21 protein-coding genes are annotated in these 21,161 nt (G+C 66.0%); 13 read left to right on the top strand and 8 right to left on the bottom strand.

Going from position 1 to position 21,161, the window contains the following annotated elements:
- The first annotated feature begins 40 nt into the window (after positions 1-40).
- Complete coding sequence (locus EDE08_RS34895) at positions 41-571, top strand: GNAT family N-acetyltransferase (protein WP_131874151.1); 531 nt, start codon at positions 41-43, stop codon at positions 569-571.
- Between the two features lie 143 nt (positions 572-714).
- On the opposite strand, the gene EDE08_RS34890 is transcribed toward EDE08_RS34895, so the two are convergent.
- The 3 genes from EDE08_RS34890 to acnA all read right to left on the bottom strand — a co-directional run bounded on the left by EDE08_RS34890 (position 715) and on the right by acnA (position 5,416).
- The gene (locus EDE08_RS34890; protein WP_131874153.1) at positions 715-1,086 is read right to left on the bottom strand and encodes a DUF2794 domain-containing protein; all 372 of its coding nucleotides are present in this window, start codon (positions 1,084-1,086) and stop codon (positions 715-717) included.
- 599 nt (positions 1,087-1,685) lie between these two features.
- A complete protein-coding gene (locus EDE08_RS34885) occupies positions 1,686-2,462 on the bottom strand; it encodes a DUF1223 domain-containing protein (RefSeq protein ID WP_131874155.1) in 777 nt (258 codons plus the stop codon).
- 233 nt (positions 2,463-2,695) lie between these two features.
- Positions 2,696-5,416, bottom strand: a complete 2,721-nt coding sequence (acnA, locus tag EDE08_RS34880; RefSeq protein ID WP_131874157.1) for an aconitate hydratase AcnA — start codon at positions 5,414-5,416, stop codon at positions 2,696-2,698.
- Positions 5,417-5,657: 241 nt separating this feature from the next.
- On the opposite strand from acnA, the gene ccmA reads away from it, so the two are divergent.
- The 5 genes from ccmA to EDE08_RS34855 all read left to right on the top strand — a co-directional run bounded on the left by ccmA (position 5,658) and on the right by EDE08_RS34855 (position 8,855).
- A complete protein-coding gene (ccmA, locus tag EDE08_RS34875; protein WP_131874159.1) occupies positions 5,658-6,260 on the top strand; it encodes a heme ABC exporter ATP-binding protein CcmA in 603 nt (200 codons plus the stop codon).
- 277 nt (positions 6,261-6,537) lie between these two features.
- Complete coding sequence (gene ccmB / locus EDE08_RS34870; RefSeq protein WP_061880182.1) at positions 6,538-7,206, top strand: heme exporter protein CcmB; 669 nt, start codon at positions 6,538-6,540, stop codon at positions 7,204-7,206.
- 91 nt (positions 7,207-7,297) lie between these two features.
- Positions 7,298-8,083 carry a heme ABC transporter permease gene (locus tag EDE08_RS34865; RefSeq protein ID WP_061880181.1) on the top strand — a complete coding sequence of 262 codons (786 nt, stop codon included), beginning with the start codon at positions 7,298-7,300 and terminating at the stop codon, positions 8,081-8,083.
- Entirely contained in the window at positions 8,080-8,265 is a 186-nt protein-coding gene (ccmD, locus tag EDE08_RS34860) for a heme exporter protein CcmD (RefSeq protein ID WP_028177747.1), read from the top strand. The genes EDE08_RS34865 and ccmD overlap by 4 nt, the downstream gene beginning before the upstream one ends.
- On the top strand, positions 8,262-8,855 hold the full coding sequence (locus tag EDE08_RS34855; protein ID WP_131874161.1) for a DsbE family thiol:disulfide interchange protein: 594 nt from the start codon (positions 8,262-8,264) through the stop codon (positions 8,853-8,855). The genes ccmD and EDE08_RS34855 overlap by 4 nt, the downstream gene beginning before the upstream one ends.
- A 137-nt stretch (positions 8,856-8,992) precedes the next feature.
- On the opposite strand, the gene EDE08_RS34850 is transcribed toward EDE08_RS34855, so the two are convergent.
- Positions 8,993-9,595, bottom strand: a complete 603-nt coding sequence (locus tag EDE08_RS34850) for a septation protein A (RefSeq protein WP_028177749.1) — start codon at positions 9,593-9,595, stop codon at positions 8,993-8,995.
- Between the two features lie 127 nt (positions 9,596-9,722).
- The gene (ftsY, locus tag EDE08_RS34840) at positions 9,723-10,670 is read right to left on the bottom strand and encodes a signal recognition particle-docking protein FtsY (protein ID WP_131874163.1); all 948 of its coding nucleotides are present in this window, start codon (positions 10,668-10,670) and stop codon (positions 9,723-9,725) included.
- A gap of 44 nt (positions 10,671-10,714) precedes the next feature.
- Between ftsY and EDE08_RS34835 the strand changes: the two genes are divergently transcribed.
- On the top strand, positions 10,715-11,416 hold the full coding sequence (locus EDE08_RS34835) for an RluA family pseudouridine synthase (protein ID WP_165936341.1): 702 nt from the start codon (positions 10,715-10,717) through the stop codon (positions 11,414-11,416).
- A gap of 303 nt (positions 11,417-11,719) precedes the next feature.
- Entirely contained in the window at positions 11,720-12,829 is a 1,110-nt protein-coding gene (locus tag EDE08_RS34825) for a DUF2336 domain-containing protein (protein ID WP_131874265.1), read from the top strand.
- 216 nt (positions 12,830-13,045) lie between these two features.
- Here EDE08_RS34825 and mtaB read toward each other — a convergent pair whose 3' ends face one another.
- Together mtaB and dapF are read right to left on the bottom strand one after the other, a co-directional pair.
- Entirely contained in the window at positions 13,046-14,299 is a 1,254-nt protein-coding gene (mtaB, locus tag EDE08_RS34820; protein ID WP_131874267.1) for a tRNA (N(6)-L-threonylcarbamoyladenosine(37)-C(2))-methylthiotransferase MtaB, read from the bottom strand.
- On the bottom strand, positions 14,299-15,174 hold the full coding sequence (gene dapF / locus EDE08_RS34815) for a diaminopimelate epimerase (RefSeq protein ID WP_131874167.1): 876 nt from the start codon (positions 15,172-15,174) through the stop codon (positions 14,299-14,301). Before dapF ends, mtaB begins: the two co-directional genes overlap by 1 nt.
- 250 nt (positions 15,175-15,424) lie before the next feature.
- Here dapF and EDE08_RS34810 point away from each other — a divergent pair, with 250 nt between their 5' ends.
- Entirely contained in the window at positions 15,425-16,153 is a 729-nt protein-coding gene (locus EDE08_RS34810; protein ID WP_131874169.1) for a GyrI-like domain-containing protein, read from the top strand.
- Positions 16,154-16,158: 5 nt separating this feature from the next.
- Positions 16,159-16,863 (top strand): SIMPL domain-containing protein, encoded by a 705-nt coding sequence (locus tag EDE08_RS34805; protein ID WP_165936338.1) that lies wholly within the window; start codon positions 16,159-16,161, stop codon positions 16,861-16,863.
- Positions 16,864-17,109: 246 nt separating this feature from the next.
- On the opposite strand, the gene EDE08_RS34800 is transcribed toward EDE08_RS34805, so the two are convergent.
- The gene (locus tag EDE08_RS34800; RefSeq protein WP_165936339.1) at positions 17,110-18,090 is read right to left on the bottom strand and encodes an MBL fold metallo-hydrolase; all 981 of its coding nucleotides are present in this window, start codon (positions 18,088-18,090) and stop codon (positions 17,110-17,112) included.
- Positions 18,091-18,592: 502 nt separating this feature from the next.
- Here EDE08_RS34800 and ffh point away from each other — a divergent pair.
- The 3 genes from ffh (at position 18,593) to rimM (ending at position 21,120) form a co-directional block, all read left to right on the top strand.
- On the top strand, positions 18,593-20,140 hold the full coding sequence (ffh, locus tag EDE08_RS34795) for a signal recognition particle protein (protein WP_131874173.1): 1,548 nt from the start codon (positions 18,593-18,595) through the stop codon (positions 20,138-20,140).
- An 86-nt stretch (positions 20,141-20,226) separates the two neighbouring features.
- Positions 20,227-20,559 (top strand): 30S ribosomal protein S16, encoded by a 333-nt coding sequence (gene rpsP, locus EDE08_RS34790; RefSeq protein ID WP_061880170.1) that lies wholly within the window; start codon positions 20,227-20,229, stop codon positions 20,557-20,559.
- A 9-nt stretch (positions 20,560-20,568) separates the two neighbouring features.
- A complete protein-coding gene (gene rimM, locus EDE08_RS34785) occupies positions 20,569-21,120 on the top strand; it encodes a ribosome maturation factor RimM (protein ID WP_131874175.1) in 552 nt (183 codons plus the stop codon).
- Positions 21,121-21,161 lie beyond the last annotated feature (41 nt).

Genomic DNA, 21,161 nt, shown 5'->3' with positions numbered 1-21,161 from the left:
CCTCTTCCAGCGGCCTCGCGAAGCTTCTAATCTCCGCGCCATGTCCGCACCCGAAATCAGGCCCACCACCGAGGCCGACCTTCCCGCCATCACCGCCATCTACCAGCAGGCCGTCCGCGAGGGCACGGCGACGTTCGAGCTAGAGCCGCCCGACCTCGCCGAGATGACGCGTCGCTACCGCACGCTGATCGACGGCGGCTATCCCTATTTCGTCGCCATGCTCGACGGCAGCATTGCCGGCTACGCCTATGCCGGCGCCTACCGGCCGCGGCCGGCCTACCGCTTCACGGTGGAGAACTCGATCTATCTCGATCCCTCCTTCCACCGCCGCGGTGTCGGCTCGCTGCTGCTGGAACGGCTGATCACCGAATGCGAGGCGCGCGGTTTTCGCCAGATGATCGCGGTGATCGGCGATTCCGCCAACGCCGGATCGATTGGCCTGCACACCAGGTGCGGCTTCAAGATGATCGGCACGCATCCCAATGTCGGGCTGAAATTCGGTCGCTGGCTGGACACGGTGATGATGCAGCGGGAGCTCGGCGAGGGCGCAAGCACGGTGCCGGGGACGTAGGTTTATCCGTCATTCCGGGCGATGCGCAGCATCGAACCCGGAATCCAGAAGTTGTTTGCGAACGCGGACCGGGATTCTCAGGCGCGCAACTGCGCGCCGGAGTTCGCGACTTCGTCGCGCCCCGGAATGACGATCGAAGGTCGTCACACCACCGCCAGCTTCCGATCGATCACCAGCAATACCCGCTCGAGCTCATGGCCGCGGCGCAGGATCAGCCCGGTCGCCGAGATCACGCTGTACATGCCCTGCTTGCGCGCGAGCCGCGGGTCCTTCTCGATGCGATAGATCGGCACTTCCGAGGCGCGGCGATAGACCGAGAACACGGCGCGGTCCTTCAGGAAGTCGATGGCGTAGTCGCGCCATTCGCCGTCGGCGACCATGCGGCCGTAGAGATTGAGAATCCGGTGCAGCTCGAGCCGGTTGAACGTCACCCGGTTCGGCTGCGCATTCCCAGCGGCGGGGCGCGCCGCCGCGCGCTGCTCGCTCGGATCGGCATCCTCCGACATCAGGCTCATGGGAAGCGCCTCCTCATCGCATGCCATGACCGCGTCCGCGAAGACCGTCCCCGGAACCGCGCTCATGACAATTGCATGATTGCGCCAACCGTTCGGCGCCGCAAGGGGCTCAACCCACCGAATCGGCTGCGAGTCAGGGCACACGCAGGAGTGGAACTTTATCGCGGCAAACCGTCACGGGATCGTTAGCAGGAATCATAGTATCGCCGCTTTTCCGCCCACCGCCCGCCGCCCTGCACTGCGATATAGAGTCCCGTGCGTTGACCCGGTCCTTTCGGTTCCGGATTCCTCAGCCCCCAGCCCCCCGGGGTCGAACAGGATCGGGTCTGTACGCACGGCAAGGAGGGCCAACGCAAGTTGGTCCTTTTTTGTTTGTGTCGGGATGTGTCCGGCGCGGCCTCTCTCCGAAAATCCGGGCGACGACTCTCTCCCCTCATCCTGAGGGCCGCGCTCTTCGCGCGGCGTCGAAGGATGAAGGCCGAACTGCATCAGCGGGGCCTTTCATGGTTTCTCGCGGCGATGCGCAGCACCGTCCGTCGCGCGTAAGGGCGCGCTCCTCACCGTGAGAGTCGAGAGCAGAGTGCGACGCTAGAAAAATATCAATGCAGCGACGTGTACGCCGCACCCAGCATCGGGCCGGGCTTCTCCCGGCTGCCGTCCTGGACATAGACCACCGCGCCGTCGACGCCATCGCGCGTGAGGTTCTCGATCGGCACCGACCAGCTTTCCGGACGGCCGGTCCAGTCGCCGACCTTGAGCAGGTTGCGTACCACGTTGTGATAGGTGACCTGCTGTCCGCGATTCTCTCCGCGGGTGATCGCGATCGGCACCGACTTGGCGATCGAGCAGATCCAGACCTCGCCGTGCGAGACCGCGGGCTCCTTGCTTTCGGCCACCGAGACGTTGATGTGCTTGCCCGACAGTGACATCCTCACCGGCACGCTCATCACGCCACTGCCCTTGTCGGTCTTGCCGATCGCATTCTCGATGCCGGCGCGATCGCTGCCGATGACATGCGTGGAGCCGTTGACGACGGCCTGCGGCGTGTAGACCTCGCGGTCGCCACGCATGCGCGAATAGGCACGCTGCCGTGCAGAGAAGCGCGAGTCCGCCAGCGTGTCTTTCCAGCCGAGATAGTCCCAATAGTCGATCGGCATGCTCAACGCGATGATCGACGGGTCTTTCGAGAGATCGCCGATGATCTGGTCGGCGGGCGGGCAGGAGGAGCAGCCCTGCGAGGTGAACAATTCGACAACGGCGCGGGGATCAGCGTGCGCGGGGCGGATGACGGCGACGATCGCGCAGATGCCGAGAGCTCCCGTCCAGAGGGCATTGGACCAGCGCGAAATCGGATGAGAAGCCGTCATTGTCGTCATGTCGAACGCCGCACACCATTGCTCGTGGGAAGAGGAATCTTATCGCCGGATGGTCACCGTAGTCTTACGGGGCGCGGTACATTCGTCCGTCCAGCCAACCGTCCAAAGGAAGGTTTTCCGCCGGGCGGGCCCATCTGAAACGTACCGCAAACGCGCGAAGGCGGCCTTTGATAGGCCGCCTTCGTTTGGGCTTCTACTCACTTCGCAGTGAGCCATCGTTCACAAATCCGCGCTTACGCCGCGAGCTTGCGCAGCACGTAGTGCAGGATGCCGCCGTTGCGGTAGTAGTCGAGCTCGTCCAGCGTATCGATGCGGCAGAGCAGCGAAACGCGCTGCAGCGAACCGTCGCCGGAGACGATCTCAGCGGTCAGCTTCTGGCGCGGCTTGAGGTCGCCGACGAGGCCACGCAGCGTGACCTTCTCGTCGCCCTTCAGGCCCAGCGACGACCACGAGGTGCCTTCCTCGAAGGTCAGCGGCAGTACGCCCATGCCAACCAGATTGGAGCGGTGGATGCGCTCGAAGCTCTGGCAGATCACGGCGCGCACGCCGAGCAGACGCGTGCCCTTCGCCGCCCAGTCGCGCGAGGAGCCGTTGCCGTATTCGGCGCCGGCGAACACCACCAGCGGCACCTGCTCCTGCTGGTACTTCATCGCGGCGTCGTAGATCGACATCTGCTCGCCGTCGGGCCAGTGCTTGGTCAGGCCGCCTTCCGGAATGTTGCCGTCGGCGCCCTTCAGCATGAAGTTCTTGATGCGGATGTTGGCGAAGGTGCCGCGCATCATCACTTCATGGTTGCCGCGGCGCGTGCCGTACTGATTGAAGTCGGCCGGACGCACCTGGTGCTCGCTGAGATACTTGCCGGCGGGCGAGGTCAGCTTGATCGAACCGGCCGGCGAGATGTGGTCGGTGGTGATCTTGTCGCCGAACATGGCGAGGATGCGCGCCTCGACGATGTCGGTGACCGGCTCCGGCTCCTTCTTCATGCCGTCGAAATAAGGCGGGTTCTGCACATAGGTCGAGGACATGTTCCAGCGGTAGGTCTCGCTCTCGACCGTCTTGATCTTGCGCCAGTTGGTATCGCCCTTGAACACGTCGGCATACTTCTTCTTGAAGATCGACGCGGTCACGAACTTCTTCATGAAGGCGTTGATCTCCTTCGTCGTCGGCCAGATGTCCTTCAGGTACACCGGCTTGCCGTCCTTGCCCTCGCCGAGCGGCTCGGCGGCGAGGTTCTTGGTGACGCTGCCGGCAAGCGCGTAGGCGACGACCAGCGGCGGCGAGGCCAGGTAGTTCGCCTGCACGTCCGGCGAGACGCGGCCTTCGAAGTTGCGGTTGCCGGAGAGCACGGCGGCCGCGACGATGCCGTTGTCGTTGATCGATTTCGAGATCTCCTCCGGCAGCGGGCCGGAATTGCCGATGCAGGTTGTGCAGCCGAAGCCGACCAGGTTGAAGCCGACCTTGTCGAGATCAGCCTGAAGGCCGGAATTCGCGAGATATTCCGCAACCACCTGGCTGCCCGGGGCGAGCGAGGTCTTCACCCAGGGCTTGGCCTTCAGGCCCTTCTTCACCGCATTGCGGGCGAGCAGGCCGGCGCCGATCAGAACGCTCGGGTTCGAGGTGTTGGTGCAGGAGGTGATGGCCGCGATCACCACATCGCCATGACCGAGATCGAAGTTCTTGCCTTCGACCGTAAAGCGCTTCGCCGGCTCCTCGGCCTTCTTGTACTCGCTGGCGAGTGCGAGCGAAAAGCCGTCCGCGACCGTGGGCAGCGCGATGCGGCCTTCGGGCCGCTTCGGGCCGGCCAATGACGGCACGACGTCGCCGAGGTCGAGGGTCAGCGTTTCCGTGAACACGGGATCGGGCGACTTGGCGGTGCGGAACAGGCCCTGGGCCTTGGCATAGGCCTGCACCAGCGCGACGCGGGCCGAGGCACGGCCGGAGGTCTTGAGATAATCGAGCGCGGCGGCATCGACCGGGAAGAAGCCGCAGGTCGCGCCATATTCGGGTGCCATGTTGGCGATGGTGGCCTTGTCCGCGACCGAGAGATGGTCGAGGCCCGGGCCGAAGAACTCGACGAACTTGCCGACCACGCCGAGCTTGCGCAGCATCTGCGTCACGGTGAGCACGAGGTCGGTGGCGGTGACGCCTTCCTTCAGCGCGCCCTTCAGCTTGAAGCCGACGACGTTGGGCAGCAGCATCGACAGCGGCTGGCCGAGCATGCAGGCTTCCGCCTCGATGCCGCCGACGCCCCAGCCGAGCACGGCCAGACCGTTGACCATGGTGGTGTGCGAATCAGTGCCGACGAGCGAGTCGGGATAAGCCACCTCGAAGGTGCCGGTCTTCTTGCCGACGGTCATCTTCTCCTTCTTGGTCCAGACCGTCTGGGCCAGATATTCGAGGTTGACCTGGTGGCAGATGCCGGTGCCGGGCGGCACGACGGAGAAGTTCGAGAAGGCCTTCTGGCCCCACTTCAGGAACTCGTAGCGCTCCTGGTTCTGCTTGTATTCCTCGGTGACGTTCTTGCCGAAGGCCTTGTTGTCGCCGAAGAAGTTCACGATCACGGAGTGGTCGATGACGAGATCGACGGGGACCAGCGGGTTGATCTTCTCGGCATCGCCGCCGAGCTTCTGCATCGCGTTGCGCATCGCAGCGAGGTCGACCACCGCGGGCACGCCGGTGAAGTCCTGCATCAGGACGCGGGCGGGACGGAAGGCGATCTCATGCTCCAGCGACTTCTTGCGCAGCCATTTCGACACCGCGACGATGTCGTCCTTCTTGACCGAGCGGCCGTCCTCGTTGCGCAGGAGGTTCTCGAGCAGGACCTTCATCGAATAGGGAAGTTTCGAAATTCCCTTCAGACCATTCTTCTCGGCCGTGGGCAGGCTGTAATACACATAGGTCTTGGCGCCGACCTTGAGGGTCTTTTTGCATTTGAAGCTGTCGAGCGAGGTCATGTAGGAGATCCCAATTGTTAGTTATACCCGGCAGGGTATTTTAACACCGTCAGCGTATCAGGCTGGGCCGCTTGCAGGGGCAGGTTGAGTTGCTGCATCAAGTAGTTCCGGGCTTATAGAAGCTTTCTAACGGCGCCGCCACAGCCACAATCGTGCCGCAGCAATCCGCGAGCCAAAAATTCCCATGCGCTACCCCAAGATTTCCTGAGGCCTGGCTTTGAGCGGGTCGAAACGAGGCGAGATGCGGCTTTCAGGTCACGGGCTCAGATGCGTGCGGGGCGGACGCGAGGTGTTCGCCGGCCTCGAATTCGCGGCCGCCTCGGGCGAAGCCGTGGCGGTGACGGGTCGCAACGGATCGGGCAAGACCTCGCTGCTGCGGCTGATCGCGGGCCTGCTCGTTCCCGCGGCCGGGACGATCGCGCTGGACGGGGGCGGCGCCGAGCTGACGGTGCCGGAGCAGTGCCACTATCTCGGCCATCGCGATGCCCTCAAGCCGGCCCTCAGCGTGGCGGAAAATCTGGTCTTTTGGGCTGATTTCCTGGGCGGGGAGCGCAGTGACGCGGCTGAAAGCCTCGCCAAAGTCGGCCTCGACCATGCCACCCATTTGCCCGCCGGCTTCCTGTCCGCCGGCCAGCGCCGCCGGCTCTCGCTGGCCCGGCTGCTGGCCGTGCACCGCCCGGTCTGGCTCCTGGACGAGCCGACCAATGCGCTGGATGTGGCCGGCCAGGACATGTTCGGCAGCCTGATGCGCGAGCACCTGGCCGCCGGCGGCCTCATCGTCGCGGCCACCCACGCCCCGTTGGGGATCGAATCGCGGGAGCTGCGGATCGGGGGTGTGGCGTGATGCGGCCCCACCCTCAGCTTTCCAAGCGGCCGGGCTCCGGCCTCTCCGTTCCCTCCCCCCTTGTGGGGGAGGGCCAGGGAGGGGGGTGCCACACGGCAAGACCTCTCGGCTCTCGCGTTGAGACAGCGCGAGCGCTGTTGCTGGCGACGCCCCCCAAACAAACGTCTCGCCCGGGGCTACCCCCCACCCCACCCCTCCCCCACAAGTGGGGAGGGAGCACACTGGGCCCGCGGCTCGAGGCCATCAAACAATGTGATTCCGCCGGAAGTGCCACTCCATGACCGCCCTGTCCGCCCTGATTCGCCGGGACATCCGGATCGCGCTGCGCGTTGGCGGCGGGGCGCTGATCGGGGTGCTGTTCTTCCTGACCGTCGTGGTCCTGATGCCGTTCGCGGTGGGGCCGGATCTGGCGCTGCTGTCGCGGCTGGGGCCGGCGATCCTGTGGCTCGGCGCGCTGCTGGCGAGCCTGCTCACCCTCGACCGGCTGTTCATGGCCGATCATGAGGACGGCTCGCTCGACCTGATCACGATGAGCCGGACACCGCTGGAACTCGCCTGCGCCGCCAAGGCGCTGGCGCATTGGCTGGCCGCCGGCCTGCCGCTGATTGTCGCAACCCCCGTGCTCGGCCTCTTGCTCAACCTCGACATGGTCGCAACTGGCGCAGTGGCGCTGACGCTGCTGGCGGGCACGCCGGCCCTGACCTTCACCGGCATGATCGGCGCGGCATTGGCGGTGACGCTGCATCGCGGCGGGCTGCTGATGGCCGTTCTCGTGCTGCCGCTGTCGATTCCCGTGCTGATCTTCGGCGTTGCGGCCTCGCAGGCCGTGATCGTCGGTCCCATGACGTTCGGGGCGCCGTTCTCGATCCTCTGTGCGCTGTCCCTGGTCAGCCTCGTCGTCGGCCCGTTCGCGGCGGCGGCGAGCCTGCGCCATGGTCTCGATTGAGATGGGCTCGACCGACCTTGACTCCGATCAATTTTCGCTGCGGCCTTTCGTGCTGATTGCCTGAGCGGCCCCCGGTGATTATCAGGATACCATGACGCTGATCGACCTCGCCAATCCGACACGGTTCCTCGCCCTGACGGCGCGGGTGTTGCCGTGGCTCGCGGCCGCGACCGTCATCCTGCTCGCTATCGGCCTCTATCAATCCGCGCTCGCGCCCGACGACTACCAGCAGGGCGCGACCGTGAAGATCATGTTCATCCACGTGCCCAATGCATGGCTGTCGATGTTCGTCTGGGGCGTGATGAGCATCGCATCATTGGGCACGCTGGTGTGGCGGCATCCGCTCGCCGATGTCGCCGCGAAAGCGGCAGCTCCGATCGGCGCCAGCTTCACCTTCCTCGCGCTGCTCACGGGCTCGCTGTGGGGCCGGCCGATGTGGGGCACCTATTGGGAATGGGATGCGCGGCTGACCTCGGTGCTGATCCTGTTCCTGATGTATCTCGGCCTGATGGCGCTGTGGCGCGCGGTCGACGATCCCTCGCGCGCGGCACGCGCCGCGGCGGTGCTCACCCTGGTTGGTGCCATCAACCTGCCCATCATCAAGTTCTCGGTCGACTGGTGGAACACGCTGCACCAGCCGGCCTCGGTGATGCGGATGGGCGGCTCGGCCCTCGACAAGTCGTTCCTGATTCCGCTGCTGGTGATGGCGATCGCGTTCACGCTGCTGTTCGTCACGCTGCACCTGGCTGCGATGCGCAATGAGATTTTGCGCCGCCGCGTCCGCTCGCTGCAGATGATGCAGGCCAGCCGCATCGCGTTCTCGAGCGAAAGCGGTTCGCGTGGTGAAGGCGCTTCAAACGAAGTCGGGGCCGCTTGATCATGTCGCTCGGTCCCTACGCCTCCTTCATCGTGACGTCCTATGCCGCGGCGGCCGCCGTGGTCGCGATCCTGATCGGCTGGATCGTGCTCGATTATCGCAGCCAGACGCAGCGCCTGCGCGAACTGGAGGAGCGCGGCATCACCCGCCGTTCAGGCCGCAGCGCCACGGAGCTGCGATGAGCAATCAATCGACCTCCGCCCCGCCGCAGCGCCGCACCTTCCTGATGGTGCTGCCGCTGATCGCCTTCATCGGACTTGCGCTGCTGTTCTGGTTCCGGCTCGGCAGCGGCGATCCTTCGCGGATTCCCTCGGCGCTGATCGGTCGGCCGGCGCCGCAGACGGCGCTGCCGCCGCTGGAGGGATTGCAGGACAACGGCACCCAGGTGCCGGGGCTCGATCCCGCCGCGTTCAAGGGCAAGGTTAGCCTGGTCAACGTCTGGGCGTCCTGGTGCGTGCCGTGCCATGACGAGGCCCCGCTCCTGACCGAACTCGCCAAGGACAAGCGCTTCCAATTGGTCGGCATCAATTACAAGGACTCCTCCGACAATGCGCGCCGCTTCCTCGGCCGCTACGGCAACCCGTTCGGCCGCGTCGGCGTGGACGCGAACGGCCGCGCTTCGATCGAATGGGGCGTTTATGGCGTGCCGGAGACCTTCGTCGTCGGGCGCGAGGGCACCATCGTCTACAAGCTGGTGGGGCCGGTCACGCCGGACAATCTGCGGACGGTGCTGATGCCGCAGATGGAGAAGGCGCTGAAGGCGGGGTCGTAAGGCATCTCGTGCCCCGGACGCGGCGCAGCGCCCCCGGCGATGCGCTGCAGAGCCGGGGCCCATATCACCACGACGGCGCTGTTGGAGAGAGCACTGGGTCCCGGCTCGCGCTTCGCGCGTCCGGGACACGAGATCGACTACCCCTTGCTCACATCCCCCGCCTCCGCCTCGCTGGTCTCCAGCGATACCGGCGCGAGGTGGTAGCGCTTGGTCAGCGGCATCTGGGCGATGGCGAAGATCATCGTGATGGGCGTCACGCCGAACACCTTGAAGTTCACCCAGAAGTCGGTGCTCTGGGTGCGCCAGACGATCTCGTTCAGCACGGCCATGCCGGCGAAGAACAACGCCCAGCGCAGCGTGAGGATGCGCCAGCCCTGCGGGGTCAGGTTGAATACCTGGTCGAACATCACGGCAATGAAGGAGCGGCCGAACAACAGGCCGCCGCCGAGGATCGCGGCGAACAGGCCGTAGATGATGGTCGGCTTGACCTTGATGAAGGTCTCGTCGTGCAGCACCAGCGTCAGCGTGCCGAACACCAATACGATCACGCCCGTCACGATCGCCATGATCGGGATGTGGCGCGTCACCACATAGGAGGCGACCATCGCCACCACGATCGCGACCATGAATGCGCCGGTCGCGGCGAACAGATTGAACTTCGCATTGACGAAGAAGAACACGAGCAGCGGACCGAGCTCGGTCGCGAGCTTGAACAGCGGATGCGGCTGGGTCTTGTCCATTACCTGACCTTTGTTGCTGTCATGCCCCGCGCAGGCGGGGCATCCAGTACGCCGTGCCGCCGGTTGTAGACCACAGGCGGCGCGGAATACTGGATCCCCCGCCTTCGCGGGGGATGACGAAAGAAACCTACGACTCGATTCCGGCGATGGCGCGGGCGAAGTCACGCGCGGTGAACGGCGCGAGATCGTCGACGCCTTCGCCGACGCCGATGAAATGCACCGGCAGTTTGAATTTCTCCGCGAGCGCCACCAGGATGCCGCCGCGCGCCGTGCCGTCGAGCTTGGTCATCACGAGGCCGGTGACGCCGGCGGTGCGATGGAAGGCCTCGACCTGCGACAGCGCGTTCTGGCCGACGGTGGCGTCCAGCACCAGCAGCACCGCATGCGGCGCGGTTGCGTCCACCTTGCGGATGACGCGCACGACCTTTTCGAGCTCGTTCATCAGCTCGGCCTTGTTCTGCAGGCGGCCGGCCGTGTCGATCAGGAGCACGTCGATGTTCTGCTCCTTCGCCGCCGTCAGCGCGTTGAAGGCGAGGCTGGCCGAATCAGACCCCTGCGCACCTGATATGACGGGCGTCTTCGTCCGCTCGCCCCAGACCTTGAGCTGCTCGATCGCCGCTGCGCGAAACGTGTCGCCGGCGGCCAGCATCACCTTGCGGCCCTCGGACGCGAATTTCTGCGAGAGCTTTCCGATCGTGGTGGTCTTGCCGGAGCCGTTGACGCCGACGACGAGAATGACGAACGGCTTCTTGCCCGCATCGATCTCGAGCGGCTTTGCGACCGGCGCCAGCACCTTCTCGACCTCGGTCGCGACGACGTCCTTGACCTCGTCGGCCGAGATCGCCTTGTCATACCGCCCCGTGCCGACCGCGTCCGCGATCCGGACCGCGACCTGGGTGCCGAGGTCGGCGCGCAAGAGCACGTCCTCGATGTCGTCGAGCATGGCGCGGTCGAGCTTGCGCTTGGTGACGAGGTCGGCGACCGCGGTCCCCAGCGAGGACGACGTGCGCTTCAGCCCGTTGGACAGGCGGCGCCACCAGCTCAGCTTGGGGGTCTCGGAAGTGGTATCGTTCATGGAGGCGTGTTAGCCGTTCCCGCTTCCAAACGAAAGTCTTGCAATTGCTCGATGTTCCCGAATTGACCGCTGACGAGATCTTGAGCCGCGTGCTCCATCGCGACGGGCTGATGCTGGTCATCGATAAGCCGGCCGGCCTGCCGGTGCATCGCGGCCCCAAGGGTGGGCCGAACCTCGAGGATTCCTTCGACGCGCTCCGCTTCGGCCTGCCACGGCCGCCGGTGCTGGCTCACCGGCTCGACAAGGACACCTCCGGCTGCCTCGTGCTCGGCCGCCATCGCAAGGCCACCGCATCGCTCGGCCTGCTGTTCAAGCACGGCAAGATCGGCAAAACCTACTGGACCGTGGTCGAGGGCGGCCCCGCTGAAGACGAAGGCACCATCGACATGCCGCTCGGCCGGCTCAACGCCGAGCGCGGCTGGTGGCAGAAGCCCGACCCGGAGGGGCAGAAGGCCATCACCAACTGGAAGGTGATGGGCCGGGGCGAGGGCCTGACCTGGCTCGCCATGGAACCCGTCACCGGCCGGACCCACCAATTGCGGGTGCATTCGGCCGCGACCGGCTGGCCGATCTTCGGCGATAACATTTACGGCAACGGCCCGCGCTTCGGCGAGCCAAAGCTGCACCTGCATTCCCGCGAGATCGTGGTGCCGATCTCCCGGAACAAGGAGCCGATCCGCGTCGTGGCGCCGGCCCCGCCGCACATGCACGAGAAGCTCAGAGCCTGCGGGTGGAATGGGGAGTAGGCGCTGTTCACCTCTCCCGCTTGCGGGAGAGGTCGCGCCCACCGGGTCGCGCCGAAGGCGCGCCCGATGACAGGCTCCGGCGCGGGTGAGGGCTCTCTCCTCTGGGGGATCGTCCCGTTGTGGAGACACCCTCTCCCCAGCCCTCCCCCGCAGGCGGGGGAGGGAGCGCACCGCATTCGCAGCGGCATCTCGCTGCAACGACCGCGTCCCGGCCATGGTTTACCAAACCTTCAGCGCTCCTCTCTAATGATAGCGGTTGCTTAGAAAAAGCTTCCGTTAACCGCTCAGGACGAGCCGCGCGTGATGACCAAGGCCGGGCTATCGATCATCGACGAGGTCGAATCCGCACTTCGGATCGGCTCGCCGGAAAAGGGCCTGGAGACGGCGCGGCGCGTCACCGAGCTGTTCCTCGCCTCCGCCGGCAATTTCGACGACGAGCAGATCGCGCTGTTCGACGACGTGCTCGAGCGCCTGATCGGCACCATCGAGCTGCGCGCCATCGCCGATGTGGCCGCGCGCGTGGCGCTGGCCGAGATCAGCGCGCAGCTGGCGCCGGTCGCACAGGCGCCGCCGTCGGTGATCCGCCGCCTTGCCAACAGTGACGAGATCCGCATCGCCGGCCCCGTGCTGCAGGAATCCGCGCGCCTCGACGACGGCGAGCTGGTGAAGATCGCATCAGCCAAGGGCGAACCGCATCTGCTCGCGGTCGCCGGCCGCTGGTGGCTGAAGGAGATCGTCACCGACGCGCTGCTGGCGCGCCGCTATCCCAGCGTCAGCCGGCGGCTGGCCGCCAATCCCGGTGCGCGTGTCTCCGGAAAAGGATTTGCCATCATCATCGGCCAGGCCGAAAGCGATCCGGAGCTCGCGGTCAGCGTCGGCGTCCGCGTCGACCTCCCATCGGAGCTGCGCCGCCAATTGTTGCGCGCGGCGACGGACACCGTGCGCACCCGCCTCCTATCGCGCGCTCCGCCGCATCTGTTCGAGGAGATCCAGAGCGCGATCGCCGCCGTCACCATCGGCGTCGAGCGCGAGATGTCCGGCGTCCGTGATTTCGAAGGTGCCAAGCGCGCCATCGCGGGTCTCAAGGCGACCGGCCAGCTTGACGAGGCGGCGTTGCTCGGCTTCGCCAGACAACGGCGCTATGAGGAGACGGTGGCGACCCTTGCGGCGCTATCCGGGTCGACGGTCGAGGTGGTTCGCCCCCTGATGCAGAGCGTGCGCGAGGACGGCCTGCTGGTGCCATGCAAGGCCGCGCAGCTCAGCTGGGAGACGACGGGCGCCGTGCTCGAAAGCCGATTCGCGACGGGCGCGATGAAGCCGGCCGATCTCGCCAGGGCGCAGAATCATTTTGCGGGAATGACGACGGAGGACGCGCGGCGCACGCTGCGGTTCTGGCAGGTGCGGGCGTCGTAGGAACGCGCGTTCCAGTCACGGCGTATCCACACCCTCGGTGTCGTCCCTGCGCACGCAGGGACCCATAGCCACAGGGAGAAGTTTGGCGACGGCTGTCAGCTGCCCTGCTTCGCTGGGACGAGCACCGTATGGAACCGATAAATCACGCGGTATAGGTCCGTGCGTACGCAGGGACGACGTTGAAGATAGAACGCGGCGCAACTTACCGCAGCCTGACTATGTGGTGAGCCGCTCGCCATCGCTGCCCGCAATCACTCGTGGCACCACGCTGCCCACCCGCTCGCCCGCAACAGCCACCGGCAGATAATGCTCCGTGCGGCCCTGCCCCTCGCTCTCGATCAGCACATCGCGCGTTGCGCCGACCTCGGCTTGCAGCCGCTTCCGCAATGCGGCTTCACCGGCCGCACGCAACCGCCTCGCACGTTCCTTGATCGCTGCGCCCGCAACCTGCGGCATCCGCGCGGCCGGCGTGCCGGGCCGCGGCGAATAGGGAAAGACGTGGAGAAACGTCAGGCCGCATTCCTCGACGAGGTCGAGCGAGCGCGAGAACATCTCCTCCGTCTCGGTCGGAAAGCCCGCGATGATGTCGGCGCCGAAGGCGATGTCCGGGCGTAGACGGCGAACCTGGTCGCAGAACGCGATCGCATCCTGCCGCGAATGCCGCCGTTTCATGCGCTTCAGGATCATGTCGTCGCCCGATTGCAGCGACAGGTGCAGGTGCGGCATGAGCCGCGAATCGTCGGCGATGGCATCGAGCAGATCGCTGTCGGCCTCGATCGAATCGATCGAGGAGATGCGCAGGCGCTTCAGCTCCGGCACATGCCGCAAGATCTGCCTGGTCAGCATGCCGAGCTTCGGCGCTCCCGATAGATCGGTGCCGTAGCTGGTGAGGTCGACGCCGGTCAGCACGATCTCGGCATGACCACGCTCGACCAGTGTCCGGACCTGCTCCACCACGGCACCCATCGGCACCGAGCGCGAATTGCCGCGGCCGAACGGGATGATGCAGAAGGTGCAGCGATGGTCGCAGCCGTTCTGCACCTGGACGAACACGCGCGGCAGGCCGCTCGCATAGCCGTCGACGAGGTGCGGCGCCATCTCCCTGATAGCCATGATGTCGCCGACGGCGATCTTCCCGCCGGCGCCGACGGCGAACGCCGCCTGCGTCGCGCGCCACGCTTCGCCGCGCAGCTTGTCGTCATTGCCGACGACACGGTCGACCTCGGCCATGTCGGCGAACATCGCAGCTTGCGTCTGCGCGGCGCAGCCGGTGACGACGATGCGCGCACCGGGCCGCTCGCGCTTCAATTTGCGGATCGACTGGCGCGCCTGCGCCACTGCCTCGTTGGTGACGGCGCAGCTGTTGATGACGATGGTGTCGGAAAGGCCTGCGCCCTCCGCCTTGCTGCGGATCACCTCGGCCTCGAAGGCATTGAGGCGGCAGCCGAAGGTGACGACCTCGACGCCCATCACGTGACAGGCGCGAACAGCGCCGGATCAAAACGGCCCTCATATTCGAAGGTCGCCGTGCCCGTCATCAGCACGTGGTCGTCGCGCTCGCGCCATTCGATGCCGAGCCTGCCGCCGGGCAGCGTGATCTCGACCTTGCGCTCGGCGCGCTTCAGCCGCGCCGCGGCAACGGCCGTGGCACAGGCCGCCGACCCGCACGCCCTGGTCAGGCCGGCACCGCGTTCCCAGGTGCGGATCGTGATGTGCTTGTCATCGACGATATGGGCGAGCGTGATGTTGGCGCGCTCGGGGAAGATCGGATGGTTTTCCAGCAATGGGCCGAAGCGGCCGAGGTCATAGGCGTCGACGTCCTCGACCCAGAACACCGCATGCGGATTGCCCATGCTCACCACCGAGGGCGAATGCAGGATCGGATTGTCGATCGGCCCGATCTGCAATTCGATGTAGCGGGTGTCGCGAAACTCTTCCGCCAGCGGGATGTCCTGCCAGCCGAATTTCGGTACGCCCATGTCCACGGTGTAGAGATCGGCCGCGGGGCCCTGCCAGGCATTGAGCAGGCCCGCGGCCGTTTCGAAGGTCGCAGTGGTCTGCCCGGTCTTCTCGAAGATGCGGCGCACCACGCAGCGCATGCCGTTGCCGCAGGCGCCGGCCTCCGAGCCGTCATTGTTGTAGATGCGGATGAAGGCCTCGGTGCCGTCCAGCCGCGGCTTCTGCAGCACCATGAGCTGGTCATAGGCGATGCCGCCTTGCGCAGACGCCACCGCCCGCGCATCGTCCGGCGTCACCCGGCCTGCGGAATCGCGCATGTCGACAACGACGATCTCGTTGCCGATGCCGTTCATCTTGGCAAATGCGTGGTTGGCCAGCGCGCTCATGAAAATTCCCGAATTTCGCCCGCCTTATATGGCGATCCTTGGCCCTCTTGGCCAGTGATTTGCGGCCGCGAGCCAGGACATGGGCCATGACGCATCGGCCATGACGCATCTGTCATGGGACGAATTCGGCGCTCGCGTGTTAGAACGGCGCGGTTCGCGCGAGCCGGGACGCGCGGCCAGGTTGAGGCCTTGGTGGGTAAGGCCTTGATGAATTTGGGCCTTGGTAAATCCAGGCCTTGGGGAGAATAGAATGACCAGTTTTCGTCGTCTCGCTCTGGCCGCGCTGATCCCGGCGGCCATGTCGATTGGCCTGTCCGGGGCTCCGGCACAGACGCCCAGCCCGGCACCGGCCGCGTCGGCAAGCCCCTCGCCTGCGCCCTCGGCGGCACCCGCCCCCGCGGCAAGCGCTTCGCCAGCTCCTGCGGCAAGCCCGTCGCCGGCGGCCAGCGCTTCACCGTCCCCCGCCCCGACGGCCCCGCCCCCGGCGGCCGCCGCGACGCCCGCCCCGGTGCAGACCGCCGATCCCTTCGGCCTCGAGACCACGCTCGAGCCCAGGAAGGTCGTGATGGTCAAGGGCACTGCCAATTGGGACTCGGCCTTCGACACGCTGATCGACGCCTTCAAGGCCCTCAACACGCTGCTGGACAAGCAGGGCATCAAGCAAGCCGGCAATGCGATGATCGTCTACACCTCGACCGACGACACCGGCTTCACCTTCCTTGCCGAGATCCCGGTCGACCAGGATCCGAAGAACTTGTCCAAGGACATGAGCATCGGCAAATCGCCGGAGGGCAAAGCCCTGAAATTCGTCCATCGCGGCTCCTACGACAACATGGACAACACCTATGAGGCGATCACCAATCACCTCGACGACAAGAAGCTGGAAGCCAAGGACACCTTCATCGAGGAGTACCTCACCGATCCCCTGAAGACGGCCGAGGACAAGCTCGTGATCAATGTTTTCGTGCCGCTGAAGTGAGACCGATGAAAAAGCCTGCCCTGCTCGCCGCCGTATTCGCCACCGCACTGCTGGCGGCGCCCGCACGCGCCGATGATTTCCCGTCCGCCATTTCGGTGAGCGGCGAAGCCACGATTTCCGCAGCCCCCGATCTCGCGCAGATCGATGCCGGCGTCGCCAACGATGCCAAGACGGCGAAGGAAGCTGCTGACGCCAACAACGCCGCGATGGGCAAGGTGCTGCTGGCGCTGAAGGGCGCTGGGATCGCCGAGAAGGACTACCAGACATCGCGCTTGTCGCTGCAGCCGCAATACGGCCAGAACAAATCCACCGGCGCCTCGCCCGTGGTCGGCTTCCGCGCGAGCAACCGCGTCACCGTGAAGATTCGCGACGTGACCAAGGTCGCCAGCGTCATCGACACGCTGGTCAGCGCCGGCGCCAACGATATCGGCAATATCTCGTTCGAGGTGACGCAGGCGTCAAAGCTGCTCGACGATGCACGCGATCAGGCGATCGCCGATGCACGACGCAAGGCGGAGGTCTATGCCAAGGCCGCCGGCGTCACGCTGGGCGCGCCGCTCAGCATCACCGAGGGCGGCGGCCCGGTGCCGCTGTTCAAGGGCCGCATGGCAGCGCCAATGGCTGCAGCACCGCAGGCGGCGGTGGCACCCGGCGAGGAAACGCTATCGGTGACGGTGAATGTGAGCTGGGCGATCAAGCCGGGACAGTGAGGGCGGGCGTGTCAGAGCACGCTGGTGGCCGCAACTTCAGCCGTCGTCCCGGACAAGCGCGCCTCAAGCGCGCGCTGATCCGGGACCCATAACCACAGGAAGTGGTTGTCGCGCGAAGTCAGCAACTCCGAGTCTTCGCCAAACATCTCCCTGTGGTTATGGGTCCCGGATCAGCGCTCCGCTTCGCTGCGCTCGTCCGGGACGACGAGCTGTATGTGTGGTGACAGCGGAGTAGATCGCGCGCCGCTAAATCTCCACGACCTGCCCGGGCTTCATCGCCACGAACCGCTCCTGCGGAATCTTTGCGGCATCGAGCGCTTCGACCAAGGCTTTCGCCGGCGCGTCGATCGCTTCATCCGTCAGCTGGAACGTGCCGTGATGGTGCCCGAGCGCTTGCTCGGCACCGCAGTCGAGCAACGCCTTCACCGCATCTTCCGGGTTCATGTGCTGGTCGCGCATGAACCAGCGCGGCTCGTAGGCGCCGATCGGGAGGATCGCGAGGCGCAGTGGCCCGTGCTTGTCGGCGACGCGGCGGAAGTGCCGGCCGTCGCCATAGCCGGAATCGCAGACGACGTAGATCCGGCCTGCCGGCGTCTCCAGCACGAAGCTCGCCCACAGCGCCTTGTTGCGATCGAACATGCCGCGCGCCGTCCAGTGCCGCGTCGGCACCAGATGCACGGCGATGCCGCCGCCGAGCTCGACGCGGTCGTGCCAGTCGAAGGCCTCTACCTTGATCGTGGAATCCCGGCTGCGCATCGTGACGTCATTGCCGAGCGGGGTGACGATACGCGGGGCGAAATTCTTGGTGAGCCGCGACAGCGTCGCGATATCCAGATGATCGTAATGCCCGTGCGAGACCAGCACGACATCGATCTTCGGCAGCTTCTCGAAGGCGATGCCGGGATCGTTGTGCCGCTTCGGCCCGGCCCAGGCGACCGGGGAGACCCGCATCGACCAGACCGGATCGACCAGGATGTTGAGGCCGCCGGTCTGGATCAGCCAGCTGGCGTGGCCGACGAAGGAGAGCCGCACTTTGTCGCCGTCGATGCGCTCCGGCGGGATGTCGGCATGCGGGCTCGGCGCCCACTCCGGCCATTTCGCGCGCTGCCGTCCGCCGCCGAATTGCCAGCGCAGCACCTCGCGAAGCGATTTCGGCGGCGCCCCGTCCGGATCGAAGAAGTGCAGGCCGTTGAAATGGTCGGAGGCGGGGCCGTCATAGGTTTTCATGCGGAGGATCCAGCGCGAGGACGCCGACCAGGGCACCGGCCCCGGCGAGCGGCCCCAAAGTCGGGTGACCGGCAGGCTCGTAGTGATAGTCGGGCGGTAAGACATCACCGGCTATATGGGCGGGCCTGGCAGAAAAGGAACCCATGGCCAAAAATGTCACATTTTCAGTACCTTGCCTTATCAAGGTCGCCCCGGCACCCTAACTTTCCTTGACTTTTGGGCGGGAGCGGCGTTTAACCCCGCCACTTTCTCGGAAAGGCTTTCTTTTCGACCCGCCGACCGGCCCTGAGGCCGGAGGTCAACGCCCGACAGCGCTGTGCGCCCTCGGGCGCAAAGGTGTTTGGTTTTCTGCTCCCTCGCCCCGCCCTTGCGGGGAGAGGGTCGGGGTGAGGGGCTCTCTCCGCGCATGGTGCGCGTAGATGGACCCGTACCCCCTCACCCGCCGCCAAGAGGGCGGCGACCTCTCCCCGCAGGCAGGGAGAGGTAAAAGAGGACAACGGCATTGTTCGACAATCTGTCGGAACGGCTTGGCGGCATTCTCGATCGTCTGACGGGGCGCGGCGCGCTGACCGAAAAGGACGTCGACGCCGCGATGCGCGAGGTGCGGCGCGCGCTGCTGGAGGCCGACGTCGCACTCGAGGTGGTGCGCAGCTTCACCGAGCGCGTCCGCGAGCAGGCGATCGGCGCCACCGTCGTCAAGTCGGTCACACCCGGCCAGATGGTGGTCAAGATCGTCCATGACGAGCTGATCAACACGCTCGGCGCCGAAGGCCAGACCATCGACGTCAATTCCGTGCCGCCGGTGCCGATCATGATGGTCGGCCTGCAAGGTTCCGGCAAGACCACCACCACCGCAAAGCTCGCCCGCCGCCTGGTCCAGCGCGACAAGCGCAAGGTGCTGATGGCCTCGCTCGACGTCTACCGCCCGGCGGCGATGGAGCAGCTCGCCGTGCTCGGCCGCGACCTCGACATTCCGACCCTGCCGATCGTCGCCGGCCAGCAGCCGCCGCAGATCGCGAAGCGCGCGCTGGAGGCCGGCAAGCTCGGCGGCTACGACGTCGTGCTGCTCGACACTGCCGGCCGCACCACGCTCGACGAAGACATGATGGCGGAGGCGGCCGCGATCAAAGCCGCGGCCAACCCGCATGAAGTGCTGCTCGTCGCCGACAGTCTCACCGGCCAGGACGCCGTGAACCTCGCCCGCTCGTTCGATCAGCGCGTCGGCCTCACCGGCATCGTGCTGACCCGCGTCGACGGCGACGGCCGCGGCGGCGCCGCGCTGTCGATGCGCGCTGTCACCGGCAAGCCGATCAAGCTGCTCGGCACCGGCGAAAAGACCGACGCGCTGGAGGATTTCCATCCCGATCGTATCGCCGGCCGCATCCTCGGCATGGGCGACGTGGTGTCGCTGGTCGAGCGCGCCGCCGCCAACATCGACGCCGAAAAGGCCGCACGCACCGCCGAGCGCATGCGCAAGGGTCAGTTCGACCTCAACGACATGCGCGAGCAGCTGCTGCAGATGGCGAACATGGGCGGCATCAGCGGCCTGATGGGCATGATGCCCGGCATCTCCAAGATGAAGAACCAGATCGCGGCGGCCGGCATCGACGACAAGATCCTGAAGCGCCAGGTGGCGATCATCGATTCCATGACGCGCGACGAGCGCCGGCATCCGGACGTGTTGAAAGCCAGCCGCAAGAAGCGCATCGCCGCCGGCAGCGGCCAGAACGTCGAGCAAGTGAACAAGCTGCTCAAGATGCACCGGAACATGGCCGACGTGATGAAGGCCATGGGCTCGGGCAAGCGCGGCCCGCTCGCCGGCATCGCGCAGGCTATGGGCTTCGGCGGCGGCATGAAGATGCCCTCGCCTGAAGAGATGAAGGCTCTTCAGGAGAAGATGCAGAGCGGCGGCGGACAAGGCCTGCCCAATCTGCCGAAGGATCTGCCGCCCGGTCTTCGCTCAGGCCTACCGAATGTGCCGGGGCTTACCGGCCTCAGCGGCAAGCCGACCCTTCCGGGGCTCGGCGGTTTTCCCGGCAAGAAAAAATGAGGAATTCGTCGCGGGGGACCGCACCGGTCCCGCGCAACGCGAGAATACCGATCAACCGAACAAAACGTACTTTGAAGGAGAACTGAATGTCCGTCGTTATCCGCCTCGCCCGCGCAGGCACCAAGAAGCGTCCCGTCTATCACGTCGTCGTTGCCGACTCGCGCTTTCCGCGCGACGGCCGCTTCATCGAGCGTCTGGGCTATTTCAATCCGCTGCTGCCGAAGGACAACGAGGCGCGCCTCAAGCTCGACCTGGAGAAGGTGAAGGCCTGGGTCGCCAAGGGCGCGCAGCCGTCGGACCGCGTGGCGCGTTTCCTCGACGCTGCCGGCGTCAAGAAGCGCGAAGCGCGCAACAACCCGGAGAAGGCCGTGCCGCGCAAGGAGCGCAAGGCGCAGGCCGAAGCTGCCGCCAAGAGCTAAGGCCAGATCATGTCGGCGCTGGTCTGCGTCGCGCGGATCGGCGCCGCGCATGGTGTGCGCGGTGCGGTCAAGCTGTGGACCTTCACCGAGGATCCCTTCGCCGTCAGGCGCTACGGTCCGCTGCTGTCCAAGGACGGCAAGCGCCAGTTCGAGGTCGCTACGGCGCGCGAGGCAAAAGATCATCTGGTCGCGACGTTCAAGGGCGTCACGACCCGTGATGACGCCGAGCGCCTCAACGGCATCGAGCTCTACGTCGCGCGCGACAAGCTGCCCGCGACGGACGAGGACGAATATTACCACACCGACCTGATCGGCCTCGCCGCCGTCGCCACCGATGGCGAGCCGCTCGGCCGCGTGCTCGCGATCCACAATTTCGGCGCCGGCGACATCATCGAGATCGCACCGCCCAAGGGCCCGACACTGCTGCTGCCGTTCTCCAACGCGGTGGTACCGGAGGTCGACCTCGAGGGCGGCCGCGTCGTGATCGCGCTGCCACAGGAAATCGAGGGCGACGACAACGATGCCTCCGCGAGTCGTCCCCGCGAACGCGGGGACCCATAACCACCGACTACAATTTTGGCTAAGCTGATCGCTCCAGCCAT

This window comes from Bradyrhizobium sp. R2.2-H, from assembly GCF_004346455.1.
Taxonomy (GTDB): domain Bacteria; phylum Pseudomonadota; class Alphaproteobacteria; order Rhizobiales; family Xanthobacteraceae; genus Bradyrhizobium; species Bradyrhizobium diversitatis.
The sequence above is the reverse complement of the archived record's forward strand: the minus strand, read 5'-3'. Positions and strand labels throughout refer to the sequence as shown.

What these genes read in the sequence shown, in the direction of transcription:
- acnA (WP_131874157.1), bottom strand. Translation starts at nt 5,416, where the DNA reads ATGACCTCGCTCGACAGCTTCAAATGCAAAAAGACCCTCAAGGTCGGC.
- ftsY (WP_131874163.1), bottom strand. Translation starts at nt 10,670, where the DNA reads ATGAACGATACCACTTCCGAGACCCCCAAGCTGAGCTGGTGGCGCCGC.
- ccmB (WP_061880182.1), top strand. Translation starts at nt 6,538, where the DNA reads ATGACCGCCCTGTCCGCCCTGATTCGCCGGGACATCCGGATCGCGCTG.
- ccmA (WP_131874159.1), top strand. Translation starts at nt 5,658, where the DNA reads ATGCGGCTTTCAGGTCACGGGCTCAGATGCGTGCGGGGCGGACGCGAG.
- EDE08_RS34825 (WP_131874265.1), top strand. Translation starts at nt 11,720, where the DNA reads ATGACCAAGGCCGGGCTATCGATCATCGACGAGGTCGAATCCGCACTT.
- dapF (WP_131874167.1), bottom strand. Translation starts at nt 15,174, where the DNA reads ATGAGCGCGCTGGCCAACCACGCATTTGCCAAGATGAACGGCATCGGC.
- EDE08_RS34810 (WP_131874169.1), top strand. Translation starts at nt 15,425, where the DNA reads ATGACCAGTTTTCGTCGTCTCGCTCTGGCCGCGCTGATCCCGGCGGCC.
- EDE08_RS34890 (WP_131874153.1), bottom strand. Translation starts at nt 1,086, where the DNA reads ATGAGCCTGATGTCGGAGGATGCCGATCCGAGCGAGCAGCGCGCGGCG.
- mtaB (WP_131874267.1), bottom strand. Translation starts at nt 14,299, where the DNA reads ATGGGCGTCGAGGTCGTCACCTTCGGCTGCCGCCTCAATGCCTTCGAG.
- rpsP (WP_061880170.1), top strand. Translation starts at nt 20,227, where the DNA reads ATGTCCGTCGTTATCCGCCTCGCCCGCGCAGGCACCAAGAAGCGTCCC.
- EDE08_RS34895 (WP_131874151.1), top strand. Translation starts at nt 41, where the DNA reads ATGTCCGCACCCGAAATCAGGCCCACCACCGAGGCCGACCTTCCCGCC.
- EDE08_RS34850 (WP_028177749.1), bottom strand. Translation starts at nt 9,595, where the DNA reads ATGGACAAGACCCAGCCGCATCCGCTGTTCAAGCTCGCGACCGAGCTC.
- EDE08_RS34885 (WP_131874155.1), bottom strand. Translation starts at nt 2,462, where the DNA reads ATGACGACAATGACGGCTTCTCATCCGATTTCGCGCTGGTCCAATGCC.
- EDE08_RS34800 (WP_165936339.1), bottom strand. Translation starts at nt 18,090, where the DNA reads ATGAAAACCTATGACGGCCCCGCCTCCGACCATTTCAACGGCCTGCAC.
- EDE08_RS34805 (WP_165936338.1), top strand. Translation starts at nt 16,159, where the DNA reads ATGAAAAAGCCTGCCCTGCTCGCCGCCGTATTCGCCACCGCACTGCTG.
- EDE08_RS34855 (WP_131874161.1), top strand. Translation starts at nt 8,262, where the DNA reads ATGAGCAATCAATCGACCTCCGCCCCGCCGCAGCGCCGCACCTTCCTG.
- EDE08_RS34865 (WP_061880181.1), top strand. Translation starts at nt 7,298, where the DNA reads ATGACGCTGATCGACCTCGCCAATCCGACACGGTTCCTCGCCCTGACG.
- rimM (WP_131874175.1), top strand. Translation starts at nt 20,569, where the DNA reads ATGTCGGCGCTGGTCTGCGTCGCGCGGATCGGCGCCGCGCATGGTGTG.